The 16,063-nt window shown below is 63.0% G+C and carries 13 protein-coding genes and 3 tRNA genes; 1 reads left to right on the plus strand and 15 read right to left on the minus strand.

Annotation, left to right across the window (positions count from 1 at the left end; translation table 11 throughout):
* Positions 1–12: 12 nt before the first annotated feature.
* From nuoH to OKW20_RS00430, 12 genes are all read right to left on the minus strand, one after another.
* Complete coding sequence (gene nuoH / locus OKW20_RS00375; protein WP_034803570.1) at positions 13–1,056, minus strand: NADH-quinone oxidoreductase subunit NuoH; 1,044 nt, start codon at positions 1,054–1,056, stop codon at positions 13–15.
* 20 nt (positions 1,057–1,076) lie between these two features.
* A complete protein-coding gene (gene nuoG, locus OKW20_RS00380) occupies positions 1,077–3,158 on the minus strand; it encodes an NADH-quinone oxidoreductase subunit NuoG (protein ID WP_043626144.1) in 2,082 nt (693 codons plus the stop codon).
* Positions 3,159–3,269: 111 nt separating this feature from the next.
* Complete coding sequence (locus tag OKW20_RS00385) at positions 3,270–3,920, minus strand: NADH:ubiquinone oxidoreductase (protein WP_429169655.1); 651 nt, start codon at positions 3,918–3,920, stop codon at positions 3,270–3,272.
* A 6-nt stretch (positions 3,921–3,926) separates the two neighbouring features.
* Positions 3,927–5,231 carry an NADH-quinone oxidoreductase subunit NuoF gene (nuoF, locus tag OKW20_RS00390; RefSeq protein WP_043626148.1) on the minus strand — a complete coding sequence of 435 codons (1,305 nt, stop codon included), beginning with the start codon at positions 5,229–5,231 and terminating at the stop codon, positions 3,927–3,929.
* 11 nt (positions 5,232–5,242) lie between these two features.
* Positions 5,243–6,373, minus strand: a complete 1,131-nt coding sequence (locus tag OKW20_RS00395; RefSeq protein ID WP_429169657.1) for an NADH-quinone oxidoreductase subunit E — start codon at positions 6,371–6,373, stop codon at positions 5,243–5,245.
* 16 nt (positions 6,374–6,389) lie between these two features.
* Complete coding sequence (locus OKW20_RS00400; protein ID WP_043626153.1) at positions 6,390–6,647, minus strand: hypothetical protein; 258 nt, start codon at positions 6,645–6,647, stop codon at positions 6,390–6,392.
* On the minus strand, positions 6,647–7,837 hold the full coding sequence (locus OKW20_RS00405) for an NADH-quinone oxidoreductase subunit D (protein WP_043626155.1): 1,191 nt from the start codon (positions 7,835–7,837) through the stop codon (positions 6,647–6,649). The genes OKW20_RS00400 and OKW20_RS00405 overlap by 1 nt, the downstream gene beginning before the upstream one ends.
* A 57-nt stretch (positions 7,838–7,894) precedes the next feature.
* Entirely contained in the window at positions 7,895–8,500 is a 606-nt protein-coding gene (locus tag OKW20_RS00410; RefSeq protein ID WP_043626158.1) for an NADH-quinone oxidoreductase subunit C, read from the minus strand.
* An 18-nt stretch (positions 8,501–8,518) separates the two neighbouring features.
* On the minus strand, positions 8,519–9,097 hold the full coding sequence (locus OKW20_RS00415; RefSeq protein WP_034803591.1) for a NuoB/complex I 20 kDa subunit family protein: 579 nt from the start codon (positions 9,095–9,097) through the stop codon (positions 8,519–8,521).
* Entirely contained in the window at positions 9,088–9,453 is a 366-nt protein-coding gene (locus tag OKW20_RS00420) for an NADH-quinone oxidoreductase subunit A (protein WP_034803593.1), read from the minus strand. Before OKW20_RS00420 ends, OKW20_RS00415 begins: the two co-directional genes overlap by 10 nt.
* A gap of 299 nt (positions 9,454–9,752) precedes the next feature.
* A tRNA-Asp gene (locus OKW20_RS00425) sits at positions 9,753–9,829 on the minus strand.
* A gap of 75 nt (positions 9,830–9,904) precedes the next feature.
* Positions 9,905–9,981, minus strand: a tRNA-Asp gene (locus OKW20_RS00430).
* 461 nt (positions 9,982–10,442) lie between these two features.
* On the opposite strand from OKW20_RS00430, the gene OKW20_RS00435 reads away from it, so the two are divergent.
* Positions 10,443–10,518 (plus strand) — tRNA-Val (locus tag OKW20_RS00435).
* A gap of 220 nt (positions 10,519–10,738) precedes the next feature.
* Here OKW20_RS00435 and OKW20_RS00440 read toward each other — a convergent pair.
* From OKW20_RS00440 to OKW20_RS00450, 3 genes are all read right to left on the minus strand, one after another.
* Positions 10,739–11,137 carry a (R)-mandelonitrile lyase gene (locus tag OKW20_RS00440; protein WP_043611485.1) on the minus strand — a complete coding sequence of 133 codons (399 nt, stop codon included), beginning with the start codon at positions 11,135–11,137 and terminating at the stop codon, positions 10,739–10,741.
* Positions 11,138–11,223: 86 nt separating this feature from the next.
* A complete protein-coding gene (locus OKW20_RS00445; RefSeq protein ID WP_429169659.1) occupies positions 11,224–14,679 on the minus strand; it encodes an AAA family ATPase in 3,456 nt (1,151 codons plus the stop codon).
* Positions 14,679–15,959 carry a metallophosphoesterase family protein gene (locus tag OKW20_RS00450; protein ID WP_429169661.1) on the minus strand — a complete coding sequence of 427 codons (1,281 nt, stop codon included), beginning with the start codon at positions 15,957–15,959 and terminating at the stop codon, positions 14,679–14,681. The genes OKW20_RS00445 and OKW20_RS00450 overlap by 1 nt, the downstream gene beginning before the upstream one ends.
* Positions 15,960–16,063 lie beyond the last annotated feature (104 nt).

Raw genomic sequence — 16,063 nt, forward strand, 5'->3', positions numbered from 1 at the left:
CGTGAGCCATCGTCATGCGGCTCCCGTCAGCTTGAGAACGAACGCAGTGATCACGACCATTGCGAGAGAGATCGGCAGGAAGACCTTCCAGCCAAGACGCATCAGCTGGTCGTAGCGGTAACGCGGCACGAAAGCCTTCACCATCGCGAACATGAAGAACACGAAGGATGCCTTCAGCACGAACCAGATGATGCCGGGAACCCAGTTGAGGAACCAGACGTCGACCGGGGGAAGCCAGCCGCCGAGGAACAGGATCGTCGTCAGCGCGCACATCAGGCAGATGGCGGCGTATTCGCCGAGCATGAACATCATGTAAGGCGTGGAGCCGTACTCGACCATGAAGCCGGCGACGAGTTCGGATTCCGCTTCCGGAAGGTCGAAGGGCGGGCGGTTCGTTTCGGCCAGCGCCGAAATGAAGAAGACGATGAACATCGGGAACAGCGCCAGCCAATGCCAGTCGAGGAACGACGCCGGCAGGCCGAGGTTCGTACCGATGCCGCTCGACTGCGCGTTGACGATGTCCGTCAGGTTCAGCGAGCCGACGCAGAGCAGAACGGTAACGATGACGAAGCCGATCGAGACTTCGTAGGAAACCATCTGTGCTGCGGAGCGAAGCGCGCCGAGGAAGGGATATTTGGAGTTCGACGCCCAACCGCCCATGATGATGCCATAAACTTCAAGCGAAGATATGGCGAACACGAAGAGGATACCGACGTTGATGTTCGCGATCACCCAGCCGGCGTTGAGCGGGATCACCGCCCAGGCGGCGAGCGCCAGCGTCACGGAGACGAGCGGGGCGAGCAGGAAGATCGCCTTGTTGGCGCCGGCGGGAATCACCGGCTCCTTGAAGACGAACTTCAAAAGGTCGGCGAAGGACTGGAAAAGTCCCCACGGGCCTACCACATTCGGACCACGGCGGAGCTGAACTGCAGCCCAGATCTTACGGTCGGCGAGCAGGATGTAGGCGATGAAAAGCAGCAGCGCGACCAGGAGCAGCAGCGACTGGGCGACCATGATGATCGCGGGCCAGACATAGGTCGAAACGAAAGCGTCCATGATACTCTATTCCCTCGCGCTCATTCCGCCGCAGCTTTGAAATTGTTGCGTGCCAAAGCCGAGCATTCGGCCATGACGGCGGATGCGCGCGCTATCGGGTTCGTCAAATAGAAGTCTTTGACCGGAGACGCAAACACGGATTTGCCCATCTCACCGGCTTTTTGACCAAGTGCGGCAATTTCGTCGCCGTTGCCGGTCGCGATTGCGTCGATATCGGCGAAATGCGGGTGGGCCGCATAGAGCTTCGAGCGCAATTCGCCAAGCGAATCAAAGGGCAGCTTCTTGCCGAGCACGTCGGAAAGCGCGCGGATGATCGCCCAATCCTCGCGGGCATCGCCCGGTGCGAAGCCGGCGCGGTTGCCGACCTGAACGCGGCCTTCGGTGTTGACCCAGGTACCGGACTTTTCGGTGTAGGTCGCGCCTGGCAGGATGACGTCGGCTGCATGTGCGCCGTTGTCGCCGTGCGAGCCGATATAGACGGTGAAGCCGGACTTGCGTTCCGCAAGGTCGATCTCGTCGGCGCCGAGCAGGAAGAGAACGTCGGAGGCGGTGACCATCTCGGCCGCCGTCTTGCCGTTCGCGCCCGGAACGAAGCCGAGGTCGAGACCACCGACGCGGGAAGCGGCCGTGTGAAGAACGGCAAAGCCGTTCCACTCGGCGGTGACCGCACCGACGGCGCCCGCGAGCTTGGCGGCGGCGGAAAGAACGGCAGCGCCGCCCTCCCCTGCAACAGCACCCTGGCCGATGAGGATCATCGGGCGCTGCGCCTTCTTCAAGGTCGCTGCAAACTTGCCCTTGCCCGAGACGAGCTCGGCCAGCGTTTCGGTGCCGGCGCCGAGATATTCGTATTCATAGCGCAGTTCACCCGGCTCGCCGATCACGGCGATCGGGAAGTTGCCCATGCGGTAGCGCTTGCGGATGCGGGCGTTGAGAACAGACGCCTCGAAGCGCGGGTTGGAGCCGATAACCAGAAGCGCGTCAGCGCTTTCGATGCCAGCGATCGTCGGGTTGAAGAGGTAGCTGGCGCGGCCGAGCGACGGGTCGAGTGCGGCACCATCCTGGCGGCAGTCAACGCTTTCGGAGCCGAGGGCTGCAATAAGCTGCTTCAGCGCGTACATTTCTTCGACCGAAGCGAGGTCGCCGGCAATGGCGCCGATCTTGTCGCCGGAGGTCTGGGCAACGGCCGCCTTGACCGCCTGGAAGGCTTCGCCCCAAGTCGCCGGCTGCAGACGGCCGTCCTTCTTGACGTACGGACGATCGAGACGCTGCGTCTTCAGGCCATCCCAGATGAAGCGGCTCTTGTCGGAGATCCACTCTTCGTTGATGTCCTCGTTGACGCGCGGCATGATGCGCATGACTTCGCGGCCGCGGGTGTCGACGCGGATCGCCGAGCCGAGCGCGTCCATCACGTCGATGGATTCGGTCTTGTTCAACTCCCACGGACGGGCGGTGAAGGCAAACGGCTTCGAGGTCAGCGCGCCGACCGGGCAGAGGTCAACGACGTTGCCCTGCAGCTCGGAGGTCATCGCCTGCTCGAGATAGGTGGTGATTTCGGCGTCTTCGCCACGGCCGATCAGGCCAAGCTCGGCAATGCCGGCAACTTCTGTCGTGAAGCGAACGCAGCGCGTGCAATGAATGCAGCGGTTCATCACGGTCTTGACGAGCGGGCCGATATACTTGTCTTCGACCGCGCGCTTGTTTTCCTGGTAGCGCGAGCTGTCGATACCGAAGGCCATGGCCTGGTCCTGCAGGTCGCATTCGCCGCCCTGATCACAGATCGGGCAGTCGAGCGGATGGTTGATCAGCAGGAATTCCATCACGCCTTCGCGCGCCTTCTTGACCATCGGCGTGGTCGTGAAGACTTCCGGGGCTTCACCGTTCGGGCCCGGACGGAGGTCGCGCACGCCCATGGCGCAAGAGGCGGCGGGCTTGGGCGGCCCTCCCTTCACCTCGATCAGACACATGCGGCAGTTGCCGGCGACCGAAAGCCGCTCGTGGAAACAGAAGCGCGGAACTTCAGCCCCGGCCTCTTCGCACGCCTGAAGCAGCGTGAAATGATCCGGTACCTCGATCTCTTTTCCGTCGACTTTCAGCTTTGCCATCTTCGTACTCAATCCTGTCTTCCGTCCGTCGGCCCATCGGCGACGGACAATTCCAACACAGCCTTGCTGCTTGCGGGCGATGGCCGTCTCCGGTCCCCCACCCCTATTGTCTCACGCGCCTTTCAGCGCCTTGGCCTGTCCAACCCAATCGTCCCGCTTGATCCGTCCGCCGAAACCGAGTTCGTCGTCGAAGCGGGCGACATCCGCCTCGCTCCAGCGGGCGATGTCGGCAAAGCCGCTGATGCCCTTGGCGTTCAGCACCTGCTCCAGCTTCGGGCCGATGCCGGAGATCCGCTTGAGGTCGTCGGCGGCTTTCGCCTTGGCACGCGTCGCGCGCGCCTTGACCACCTTTTCAGCGGCACCCTTCTCGACCGCCGGCTTTGCCGCTGCGCGCCTGGCAGGCGCGGACGGCGTGGCGACCGGTTCCGGCCTTGCTTCGGCCTGCATCGTCTTTGCGACGACGGCAGGCGCCGCGTCAGACGCTGCGGGCTCTACCCGCTTCTGCGCCGCCTCGACGGCCCCTTGCATCGCGCCGATCATGGCGCCTGCAATCTGGGTCGTGAGGCCGAAGCCGATTGCGGTCGCTGCCGCAACTGCGGCTGCCGGGTGAACCATCAGCGGATGGAGCGGCACCTGGGAAAGGCCCTTCATCCATTCGCCCATGCCGAACGGATCGGCCGGTTCGCCGCCAAGCGGACGCGCGAACGGAATGCCTGCTTCGGCCTGTCCCTTCATCTGTCCCTCCCCGCGTGCGCCGGCCATCGTGCCTTACTCCGCCGCTTCCAGAACCGCGCCATGCGACGAGGCATTGCGGGTGTATTCGTCGATGCGCGCTTCCATCTCCGGACGGAAATGCTTGATCAGGCCCTGGATCGGCCAGGCGGCTGCGTCGCCGAGCGCGCAGATCGTGTGGCCTTCCACCTGCTTGGTGACGTCGAACAGCATGTCGATCTCGCGCTTCTGGGCGCGACCCTGAACCATGCGTTCCATGACGCGCATCATCCAGCCGGTGCCTTCGCGGCACGGCGTGCACTGGCCGCAGCTCTCGTGCTTGTAGAAAGCCGAGAGACGCCAGATCGCCTTGATGATGTCGGTCGACCGGTCCATCACGATGACGGCGGCCGTTCCAAGGCTGGAGCCGACCTCGCGCAGGCCGTCGAAATCCATGATCGCATCCTTCATCTGCGCGCCAGGCACGCAAGGAACGGACGAACCGCCGGGGATGACAGCGAGCAGGTTGTCCCAGCCGCCGCGAATGCCGCCACAGTGCTTTTCGATCAGCTCATGGAACGGGATCGACATCGCGTCTTCGACCGTGCACGGACGATTGACGTGGCCGGAGACCGAATAGAGCTTGGTGCCGTGGTTGTTCGGACGGCCGAAGCTCGTGTACCAGCCGGCCCCGCGACGCAGGATCGTCGGGGTGACCGCGATCGACTCGACGTTGTTGACGGTCGTCGGGCAGCCGTAGAGGCCCATGTTTGCCGGGAACGGCGGCTTCAGGCGCGGCTGGCCCTTCTTGCCTTCGAGGCTTTCGAGCAGCGCGGTTTCTTCGCCACAGATATAGGCGCCGGCACCATGGTGCACATAGATGTCGATGTCATAGCCGAGCTTGTTGTTCTTGCCGAGCAGGCCGTAGGCGTAGCACTCGTCGATCGCCGCCTGCAGCGCCTCGCGCTCGCGGACGAATTCGCCGCGCACGTAGATGTAGGCGACATGCGCACCCATCGCGAAGGAAGCAATGACGCAGCCTTCGATCAGCGTGTGCGGGTCGTGACGCATGATGTCACGGTCCTTGCAGGTGCCGGGCTCGGACTCGTCGGCGTTGACGACGAGGTAGTGCGGACGGCCGTCGCTTTCCTTCGGCATGAAGGACCACTTGAGGCCCGTCGGGAAGCCGGCGCCGCCACGGCCGCGAAGGCCGGAGGCCTTCACTTCGTTGACGATCCAGTCACGGCCCTTTTCGAGCAGCTGCTTGGTGCCGTCCCAGTGGCCGCGCGCCATGGCGCCCTTCAGGGACTTGTCCTTGAGGCCGTAGATGTTGGTAAAGATGCGGTCTTCATCTCTGAGCATAATTCACCTCTTTACCGCGGCTTCTTGCCGAAGACCTTGATGTATTCGGCTTCGCCGCCCTTGGCGAGCGCCTTGGCCTGCTTGACCCAGTCGTCGCGTTCGATGCGGCCCTTGAAATTCAGGTATCCGTCAACCCACTCGCGCTCCGCCTTCTTCCACGAAGCAACTTGCGCGTAGGTGTAGATGCCCAGTTCGTTGAGCGTACCTTCGATCTTCGGACCGACGCCCGAGATCAGCTTGAGATCGTCGACAGCTGCCGGCTTCTCGATGCCGGACGGACGGTTCTTGTCCTCCAGCGACGGCTTGCCGGAAACGGCGGCGGCCTTCACCGGCGTCGACTTGTCGACGGTGTCGCCTTCGACCTTGGCGTTGGCAGCGGCCTCGCCCTTTGCCGTCGCCGGCGTCTTCAGCGAAGCATTGGTCTCGCTCGCAGCGGTCTTGACACGGCCGGCGTTCGACGGCGGAACCGAAACGGCCGGAGCATCGCTTGCCTTCTTGGCAGCGGCGGGCGCAGCCTTGGCCGAAGCAGAGCCTGCCGCCATCAGCGTGGTCGGGCCACCCTCAGGTGCGGAATAGATGCGATCGATCTGCGGACCGGGGGTAACTTCAGCACCCTTGCCTGCCTCAAACCGGTCGATGATCTGCTCGAGTTGCTCGGGCGTCAGGTCTTCGAAGGTGTCCTTGAAGATCATGACCATCGGTGCGTTGACGCAGGCGCCCTGACATTCGACTTCTTCCCAGGAGAGCGTGCCGCTCTCGTTCAGGGTGAAGGGATCATGGGCAATCTTGCTCTTGCAAACCTTGATCAGGTCTTCAGCGCCACGCAGCATGCAGGGCGTCGTGCCGCAAACCTGAACGTGGGCGCGCGTGCCGACCGGCTTCAACTGGAACTGGGTGTAGAAGGTCGCAACTTCGAGCGCGCGGATATACGGCATGCCGAGCATGTCCGCGATCGACTCGATGGCAGCCTTCGTAACCCAACCGTCCTGGTCCTGGGCGCGCATCAACAACGGGATGACGGCAGACTGCTCACGGCCCTTGGGGTATTTGTTGATCGTTTCCTTCGCCCAGGCGGCGTTCTCCTTGCTGAAGGCAAAGCTCGCTGGCTGGACGGTGTCTTCGGCTAGTCGACGAACGGACATTCTAGTGGACACCTTATCAGTTAATCGAACCGCACCGCGATTTCGTCACCGAGACGAATTCGCAGGCATAGGCTGACTGGTCTTTCTGCAAAAATACGATGTAGCGCGTGCCATTGGCGACCGCGGCCTTGATCTCGTAGCCCTTGGCCACAAGATCGGCCATCGAGCCCCCGCGCATGCCGCCCGACGTCGCGCCGCTATCGACCTGCTCCTGTGCGGAAGCGGTCGATGCGAGTGCGAGAAGAGCGAGCGTGGCCAGGGGCGCGAGACGCATCAGCGGTCCACCTCACCGAACACGATATCGAGGGAGCCCAGCACGGCCGAAACGTCGGCAAGCTGGTGTCCCCGACAGAGGAAATCCATCGCCTGGAGATGCGCATAACCCGGGGCGCGGATCTTGCAGCGATAGGGCTTGTTGGTGCCGTCGGAGACGAGATAGACGCCGAATTCGCCCTTCGGCGCTTCGACGGCGGCGTAAACGTCGCCGGCCGGCACGTGGTAGCCTTCGGTGTAGAGCTTGAAGTGGTGGATGAGCGCTTCCATCGAACGCTTCATCTCGCCGCGCTTCGGCGGAACGATCTTGCCGTCGAGCGACGAAACCGGGCCGACCTTGGCGTCGCCGAGCAGACGATCGACGCACTGGCGCATGATGCGCGCCGACTGGCGCATTTCGATCATGCGGATCAGGTAGCGGTCGAAGCAGTCGCCGTTCTTGCCGATCGGGATATCGAACTCCATGTCCGAATAGCATTCGTAGGGCTGCGAACGGCGCAGGTCCCAGGCAGCGCCCGAGCCACGCACCATCACGCCCGAGAAGCCCCAAGCCCAGGCATCGTCGAGCTTGACGACGCCGATGTCGACGTTGCGCTGCTTGAAGATGCGGTTGCCGGTCAAGAGTTCGTCGATATCGTCGACGGTCTTCAGGAACGGATCGATCCACTTGCCGATGTCTTCGACGAGTTCGTGCGGCAGGTCCTGGTGGACGCCGCCCGGACGGAAATAGGCCGAGTGCATGCGCGCGCCGCAGGCACGCTCATAAAACACCATCAGCTTTTCGCGCTCTTCGAAGCCCCAGAGCGGCGGCGTCAGTGCACCGACGTCCATCGCCTGCGTGGTGACGTTCAGAAGATGCGACAGGATACGGCCGATTTCCGAATAGAGAACGCGGATGAGCTGGCCGCGGATCGGAACTTCCGTGCCCGTCAGCTTCTCAACAGCCAGAGCGAAAGCGTGCTCCTGGTTCATCGGCGCCACATAATCGAGGCGGTCGAAATAGGGCACGGCCTGCAGATAGGTCTTGGTCTCGATCAGCTTCTCGGTGCCGCGATGCAGCAGGCCGATATGCGGATCGACGCGCTCGACGATTTCGCCATCAAGCTCGAGCACCAGACGAAGAACGCCGTGGGCCGCCGGATGCTGCGGGCCAAAGTTGATGTTGAAGTTGCGGACGTTATGTTCGGTCATACCGATTGCTCCAGGCCGGACGGCAGCCGTTCACCGGCTACCGCGGACCATTTAGTCTCACCGTGCTTTCGCCTTCTCGTCGCCGGGCAGCACGTAGTCCGTGCCTTCCCAGGGAGAGAGGAAGTCGAAGTTGCGGAATTCCTGCTTCAGTTCGACGGGTTCGTAGACGACGCGCTTTGCTTCGTCGTCGTAACGCACTTCGACAAAACCGGTGACCGGGAAGTCCTTGCGCAGCGGGTGTCCTTCGAAACCGTAGTCCGTCAGGATGCGACGCAGGTCAGGGTGGCCGGTAAACAGGATGCCGTACATGTCGTAGGCTTCGCGCTCGAACCAGTCGGCACCGGGATAGACCGGCGTGGCCGACGGAACCGGCTCGTTCTCGCCGGTTGCGACCTTGATGCGCACGCGCAGGTTCTGGCGTGGCGACAAGAGATGATAGACAACGTCGAAACGGTCCGGCCGCTGGGGCCAGTCGACGCCGCAGACATCGACGAAATTGACGAAGGCGCACTGCACATCGTCACGAAGGAACGTCAGCAGCGCGATCAGGTTCGCCGATGTCGTCGTCAGCGTCAGCTCGCCATAGGCCAGCGATGCGTCGGAGATCAGCGCGCCGCGTGTTTCGCGCAGGTAGGATGCAAGCTCATTCAGGGCTTCACTCATATCAAAGACCCCCTGCCCTTAGCGCTCGATCGTGCCGGTCCGGCGGATCTTCTTCTGCAGCAGGAGCACGCCGTAAAGCAGCGCTTCTGCCGTGGGAGGACAGCCTGGCACGTAGATGTCGACGGGAACGACGCGGTCGCAGCCGCGAACAACCGAATAGGAATAGTGGTAGTAGCCGCCGCCATTGGCGCACGAGCCCATCGAGATGACATAACGCGGCTCCGGCATCTGGTCATAGACCTTGCGGAGCGCAGGCGCCATCTTGTTGGTCAGCGTGCCGGCGACGATCATGACGTCGGACTGGCGCGGCGAGGCGCGCGGCGCAAAGCCGAAACGCTCTGCGTCGTAACGCGGCATCGACATCTGCATCATCTCGACCGCGCAGCAGGCGAGACCGAAGGTCATCCACATCAGCGAACCGGTACGGGCCCAGTTGATGAGCTCGTCAGTCGAGGTGACCAGAAAACCCTTGTCGGCGAGCTCATTGTTGATCTCGCCGAAGAATGCGTCATTGCTGCCAATCGGCTTGCCGGTGGAGGGATCGATGATCCCTTTCGGCTTGGGCGCAACGAGCGTGGTGCCGGAGGTCAGTTCCATTCCAGCGCTCCCTTCTTCCATTCATAGATAAAGCCGATCGTCAGCACACCGAGGAAGACCATCATCGACCAGAACCCGAACCAGCCGAGTTCATGGAACGACACCGCCCAGGGGAAGAGGAAGGCGACTTCAAGGTCGAAGATGATGAAGAGGATCGACACGAGGTAGAAGCGGATGTCGAACTTCATGCGGGCGTCGTCGAACGCATTGAAGCCGCACTCGTAGGCCGACAGCTTTTCCGAATCAGGAGCCTTGAAGGCGACGGCGAAGGGAGCAATCAGAAGCGCCACACCGATCACCAATGCGATTCCAATGAAAATCGCGATCGGAACGTAGGAACCGAGAAGTTCAGTCATTGTTATCCGTCCCTGCCTGCGGGAGGGCGCATGGGAGAGCGCCAGAACAACAAATCTCGCAGGCCGAAAAATATGTTGCAACGCCGGAGTGGTTAGCGCAGCCCGCGCCGTCGCGCAAGCCTTGAGGGGCCATTTAAACCGCTTCGCACCACAGGATCAGACGGGTGATACCGACAAAGCGCGGATTTGCGGGCCGACGCGAACTTTACGGTAAAACAAAGCGAGACGAGACAGATTGCCGCAGCGCACAATCCGGCCCTAAGGCCGACGCGATTTGCAATAAAGGAGGAGACAAGAAATGGCGCGAGTGACGGGGCTCGAACCCGCGACCTCCGGCGTGACAGGCCGGCACTCTAACCGACTGAGCTACACCCGCGCATGATGACCGCGAACGATCATTAGTATCACCATCGGCCCTTGATGAGAACCTAAGGCAATTCCAGATCAAGAGTGGCGCGAGTGACGGGGCTCGAACCCGCGACCTCCGGCGTGACAGGCCGGCACTCTAACCGACTGAGCTACACCCGCATCATCTTGACTTGGTTGAGGCGTTTCCGCCCCGCATCGAGCAGCAGCGCCGTTCGATGAGCGGCTAACTAAGCGGTTCGGATTGGGGTGTCAAGCGTGTTTGAAGACAAATCCGTGACGGAATGAAAATTGATCCACAGGGCAATAAAACGATCGAAATCGGAATGGACCAATGACGCCTGCCGCCACCGACCTATCGCCCCTACCCGATCATGCATTCGTCCATGCGCGTACAGGGAGGCTGATTCCGGATCTTCTTCCCTCCCTCCCCCCCCCGCGCGTCGTTGCCGGGGCGCCATACGCGTATTTTGTCCACAAGCACGAAGCCCGCAGTTTCAGGGGGTCGCGCAATCGCCAACAAAAAAAATCAGAAAAACGATACAAATGCTCTTGCGGTTTTTTTCGGTTACGCCTAGATCACGGCCACCGACGCGGCGGACTGATCCGGTCCAAACGCGGAAGGGCGATTAGCTCAGTTGGTAGAGCGCCTCGTTTACACCGAGGATGTCGGGAGTTCGAGTCTCTCATCGCCCACCACTTTATCCGAAAGAAAAACATCACCGAACCCGCCGCATTTGTCGCTCACGCGTGACGTTTGCGATCTGCCTTTCGTTCTGAGTTGCTTTCGCTTTAGAGCTCGGCCGTCGACGGCCGGGAATCAGGGATTCGACGGCCCCGTTCGCGACACCCGCCACCGTCAGCCTCGCCTGAAGCAGCAAGACCGCCAAATCCCAATGTGTCGGTAGGCGCAGCGGCGCTAGCCGCCGCGATACTGCTCGTCGCTGACATGCTCCAGCCAATCCACAGCCTTGCCGTCGAGCGCTTCCTGGATCGCGAGGTGGACCATGGCTGTATCGGGCGCTGCACCGTGCCAGTGCTTTTCGCCCGGCGGGAACCAGACGACATCGCCCATGCGAATCTCCTGCACCGGGCCACCCCAGCTTTGCACGAGGCCACGGCCGGCGGTGACAACCAGAGTCTGGCCGAGCGGATGCGTATGCCAGGCCGTGCGCGCGCCGGGCTCGAAGGTGACGCTGACGGCGCGGACGCGCGCCGGTTCAGCGGCCTCGATTACCGGGTCCTGGCGCACCGTGCCGGTGAAGTATTCCGCCGGAGCGCGCATCGAAGGTCTCGATCCACCCGGTATGATGTCCATTTCTCGTTCCTCCGATTTTCGTATGTGCGCTCGTCGTCAGCAGAAATGCGCTACGGCCAACAGGCCCGACCTCATCCGCGAGCCTATCATAACCTGTGAATCGTCACAGTCGGACAGGCCTCACGGGCGATCTCGCAAAGATGTTCGTGGTGCGTCAGATAGATCACCTGGCCGACACGCGCCATTTCGGCCATCTGCTCGAAGGCGCGGCCTGCGCGCCCGTCGTCAAAGGTCTCCATGATATCGTCGGCGATGAAGGGCAGCGATTCGCGGGCGGCGGCAATTTCGTGATAGCCGGCGATCCTGAGTGCCAGATAGAGCTGAAAGCGCGTGCCCTTGGAAAGATCCTTTGCAAGCTTCGATCCGCCGCCAGCGGCGTTGGCGATCAGAAACTCCTGCCCCTTGTCAGATTGTGCCGACAGGCCGGAATATTCGCCACCGCTGATGCGGCTGAAGGTTTCCGACGCACGGCGCATCATGGCGCTGCGATGCTTCTCGCGGAAAAGTCGAAGTGCAGTCTCGGCCGCGATAACGCCGGCCCGAAGCCGCAGGTAGGCAAGCGCCTTGCTTTCGATCTCGAGCAGCAGCGTCCGCCGTTTTTGGTCGAGCTCGGCGACCGTGTCGCCGCCTTCGACAGCTGAGAGCGCCTTTTCCTTCTCCCGCATGTCCGTGTGCAATTCGCTGACGTCGCGGTCGGCTTCCTCGAGCGCCCCGTCGAGCCGCACCAATTCCAGCCGCACGGCCGCATCATCGAGTTCGGAGAGTAGCGCCTCGGCCTCAGCGCATTCGGCAACGCCAAGGCGCTGCGCGAGATCCGCTTCCGATTCGACGATGCGCTGGCGTAGCCGTTGTTGTTCTCGGGCGGCTTCAAGAAACTGACCTGCCTCGTCGAGCGTCTCACAATCGAAAAATTCAAGGACAAGCCGTGTGCGCCCGACATGAAATTCCTGCTCCGACCTCACACCACGCCGTTCATCCTCAAGGCGGGCGAGCTCCGATACAAAGGTCGCCCTGCGGTCGGAAAGCCGCTGCGCCTCCGCTGCGCGCACCTTGAGCGCCATGTAGGTCACAAGCGTATCGTCCACGCTTGGCTCTCCGGCGAGCTCGGCAATGACACTCTGGAAGGCAAGCTGGTCCTTGCGCATGCCGGCGATGCGATATTCGAGGTCGGCCTGACGCTGCGTAAGCTTGTCGAGTTCCTGCAGGATCGCAAGGATAGGGCCGACCTGAGCCGGCACGAGCGGTTCGTCGCGCGCGCCCAGCCAGTTCCTCGAGAGAAGCGCCGCCCATTGCTCCTGCCAGTCGGTCATCTCGCCCTCCGCAAGAGCAAGGGTCGATTGCCGGGCCTCAAGGACCATTTTGGCGCGCTTTGCCATGTCGCGGGCCGCACCGAGGCTACCGGCGAGCGCCTGTGCCTGCGATACCGCCTGTTCGGCAACCAGCAGAAGGCCGTCGAGCCGTTCCGGCAGGCGTCCCGTCATGTCGATTGCCAGGAGTTCATCGCGTAGCCCAGCGATTGCCTCGCCCTCTTCGGCATGGGCGCGATCGATCTCCATTTGCGCGGAGCGCAATTGTGCCCGTAATTCGAGTGCCCCATGGCGGACCACCAACCAGGTCTCCAGTTGCGGCAGGCTCGTGCCGCTCGGTAAGCCACAGTCAGCGACACCTGATGCCAGCAGCTCCGCCTGCATAGCCGCATCCGTCCGAGCTTGCCTGTCCTGCTCACGCAAGACGTCTACTCGCGCCCGTCGTTCGGCAATCGACAGCGCCAGGCCGCGCATGTCGGCAAGCCTGCTCGTCTCGGAGAGACGCATCGCCGTGGCTTCGTCGTCCTCGGCCATGACGCGTTCGAAGGCTGCTGCCGTCTCAACGACAAGCCGGGCCGTGTGCGCGCGCCAAGCCTCGTCACGGCGGCGACGCAATGCTGCGGCCGAACCGTCGTCCAGGGCGCTGCCGGTCGCAGAAATCCCGGCAAGCCGCGCCTCGTCGCCTGCAAGCAGCTCCCGCTCGCCGGCCATGCGGTCGGCGAGACGTTCTTGACGCTCCTGCTGGGCCGCCATCAACCTGCGCCACCCATCCAGTGTCGCGGGTGCCGGAACACCGAGTGCGTGCAGATCGTCGATGCTTCCGGCAAATGGCTTCAACAGCACGAGCTTGTCAGCAAGTTCCGCAGCCAGCCGAGCCTTCGACGCCTCGGCCACCTGCCTGCGCACGACACAATCCCTGCGTCGCGCGTGTGACACCTGCGCGGCAAGAGCGGAGACGTCCACTGCCCCCTGCTCCTCGAGCGTCGCCAGCTTGTGCTCGGCATCCCGGCTTGATTCGACGGTGATCTGCAGTTCCTGTCGAGCCGAGGCCAGGCGCTCGACGAGCGCAGAGTGCCGGCGGGCAAGATCCTGAAGGTCGGCTACCGTACCCGCCGGCAACAGAAGAGCTGCGGGGTCGCGGTCAGCGGGCTCGCCAAGCCGCAGCAGGCAGCCAAGTATTTCTGCCTCCGCCCTTGCCAGATCGTCCTGCCTGGATGGCATATCCCGCGCCGCAGTCACATAGCGCGCATCGAGAGCGGTCTCCTGAAGGGCTGCAAGGCGCTCGATCAGGAGAAGATCCGCCTTGTCCACCTGCACCGCTTCCAGCGCATCGCGGCGATGCTGCGTTTCACTGCTGTTCTGCTGCAGCCTGATCGCAATCTCCGTCTCCTGACGCTGGAGCACCGGCAGCTCGCTCACCCAAGCCGCGGGCGGTACAGGCAACGGCGGAGCACTCGCCAGCTCCGCACGAAGCGTCTGCAGCCGGCCGAAATACGGCAGCGCCTCGATCTCGGCTTTATGGCGCGCGCGCGCCAGTCTCAGCTCGGTGCGACGCGTGTTCGCCTCGTCGTGACGTTCGCGTGCCTGCGTCAGCGTCTTGCGCAGGGCTGCATACTCCCGCGCATTGATATCGAGTGCATTGCGTTCGGTCCTGAGCGCGTCCAGCTCGGCCTTCAGCTCCGCAAGTTGATGCTTGCGTGCCTGCGGCCGGTAGAAGGCGTCGGCCCTCGCTCGCAGGGCTGAAAGAATGGCGGCACTGTCCGGCAAGCCGGAGCTTGCGGAAAACAAGAGCGACCCGAGTTCGCCTTCGCTTTTCAGGATCGCTTCGCCGCCCTTCTCGATGCTCTCGTCGTCCAGCGAGAACATCATCTGGTAGGTGTCGCGATCGATCGCGCCGAGCGCTCCGGAAAACAGGTTGTCGGGCAAGGGCTGCTCGTCGGGGCCGACCAGCGAGTTCGTCTTTCGCTTGATCCGGAATACGCGATCGCTGCGGCCAGCCGCTTCGAGCGTGCCGCCCACGCGCATCGTCTGGTATGGGTGCAGGAAGCCGTAGGGGCTCGAATGCTCGATGCCGAAGAGCAGGTCGAGGAAGGCTGAGAACAGGGTCGACTTTCCAGCCTCGTTCGGGCCGTAGACGATGTGGAGATCAGGCGTGCCGGGCACGCTGTCGCCGAAGTCCAGGCGGCGATCGGTGAACTTGCCGTAGCGGACGAGATCGAGCGCGCTGAGCCGCATCAGTGGCCACCCTCGCCGGCGCCGCCGCCATGAAGATGGGCTAGCACCTCGGCGGTTCCCGACACGCCGGCTTCAAACGCCAGCCGCGCGACCGCCTCTTCGTCCGGCGCCAGCGATTGGCGAAGCTCGGGCGGAAGCTGTTGCAAAACATCTTCCACGGCAGCCAGCACGTCCTGGCGGAACCCGTGCGCCGGCAGGACGTCCGTTTCGACGAGTGCGGCCAGCTCTTCGACGGGATCAAGCATGGTGCCCGGCTTTTCGGTCCGGGCATTACCACAGGTGAGCTCGACCTTCTCGATCCAACATCCGGCGATGCCGGCGGCGATGTTGTCGATCTCCGCCCGCAGCAGGTCGGCGTCGCGGCGAAGGCGCCAGGCCAAGGGCGTCGCGCCGGCGAGCGCCAGACGCAGGATGACGTTCTCCGCCGCGGTTTCACCACAGATGCGCGACAGCGCCTGCCTGACGGCATCGAGCATATCGTGCCATTCCGTGATGCCCGTCAGATCGACACGAAGGCGTTCAAAGCTGGCAATGGCGATCGCCCGCTCGGCAAGACTGAGGCGGCCATCGTCGTCGACCGTGACGAGCGACACGCTCTTCACGCCGACCTCGTTGATGTCGCGGCCCTGCGGCATGCCCGGCATGACGATGAAAGGCTCTGCCGCATGGACCTGCCGCTGATGGATATGGCCGAGCGCCCAGTAATCGAAACCATGGGCAACGAGATCGGCGACGCTGCAGGGGGCATAGAGATCATGACCGGCGGCGCCGGCGAGGCTCGTGTGCAGCATGCCGATGTTCACCGCGCCGGGCACCGGCGGCTGGAAGGCCGGAAGCAGGCTTTCGGGCGCATGCGGGCTGGCGAAGCTTACCCCGTGCACATAGACGTCACGACCGCTTGCCAGCGTCTTGGCGACCACCGCCTTTGCCCTGCCCTTGAAGACGTGGGCCGATGGCGGCAGGGTCAGCTCGTTGGTGACCTGTGACTGGGAGTCGTGATTGCCGCGGATGATGAAGACGCGGATGCCGTGTTCGTCGAGCCGGCGCAGTTCCCGGCCGAGAAACAGGGCCGTGTTCATCGACGTCTGGCTGCCGTCATAGAGGTCGCCGGCAATCAGCAAGGCATCGGCCTCTTCGGCGATGCAAAGATCGACGATCTTGACCAGGGCCTGCCGTGACGCCCCGCGCACGATTTCTGCGAGATCGGCGTTTCTAAGGGCGAGGCTGCGGAGGGGCGAATCGAGATGCAGGTCTGCGGTATGAACGAAACGGAAGGGCATGGCCGACCATGGCCGCCCCGCCATCGCCCGTCAATCAGCCGTCATGCGTCATCCACTTGCGAGATGCGCAGCCTGCCGGAAAGCATATTTCGGACATCTGAAGT

This window comes from Ensifer sp. LBL, from assembly GCF_050435225.1.
Classification (GTDB): Bacteria; Pseudomonadota; Alphaproteobacteria; order Rhizobiales; family Rhizobiaceae; genus Ensifer.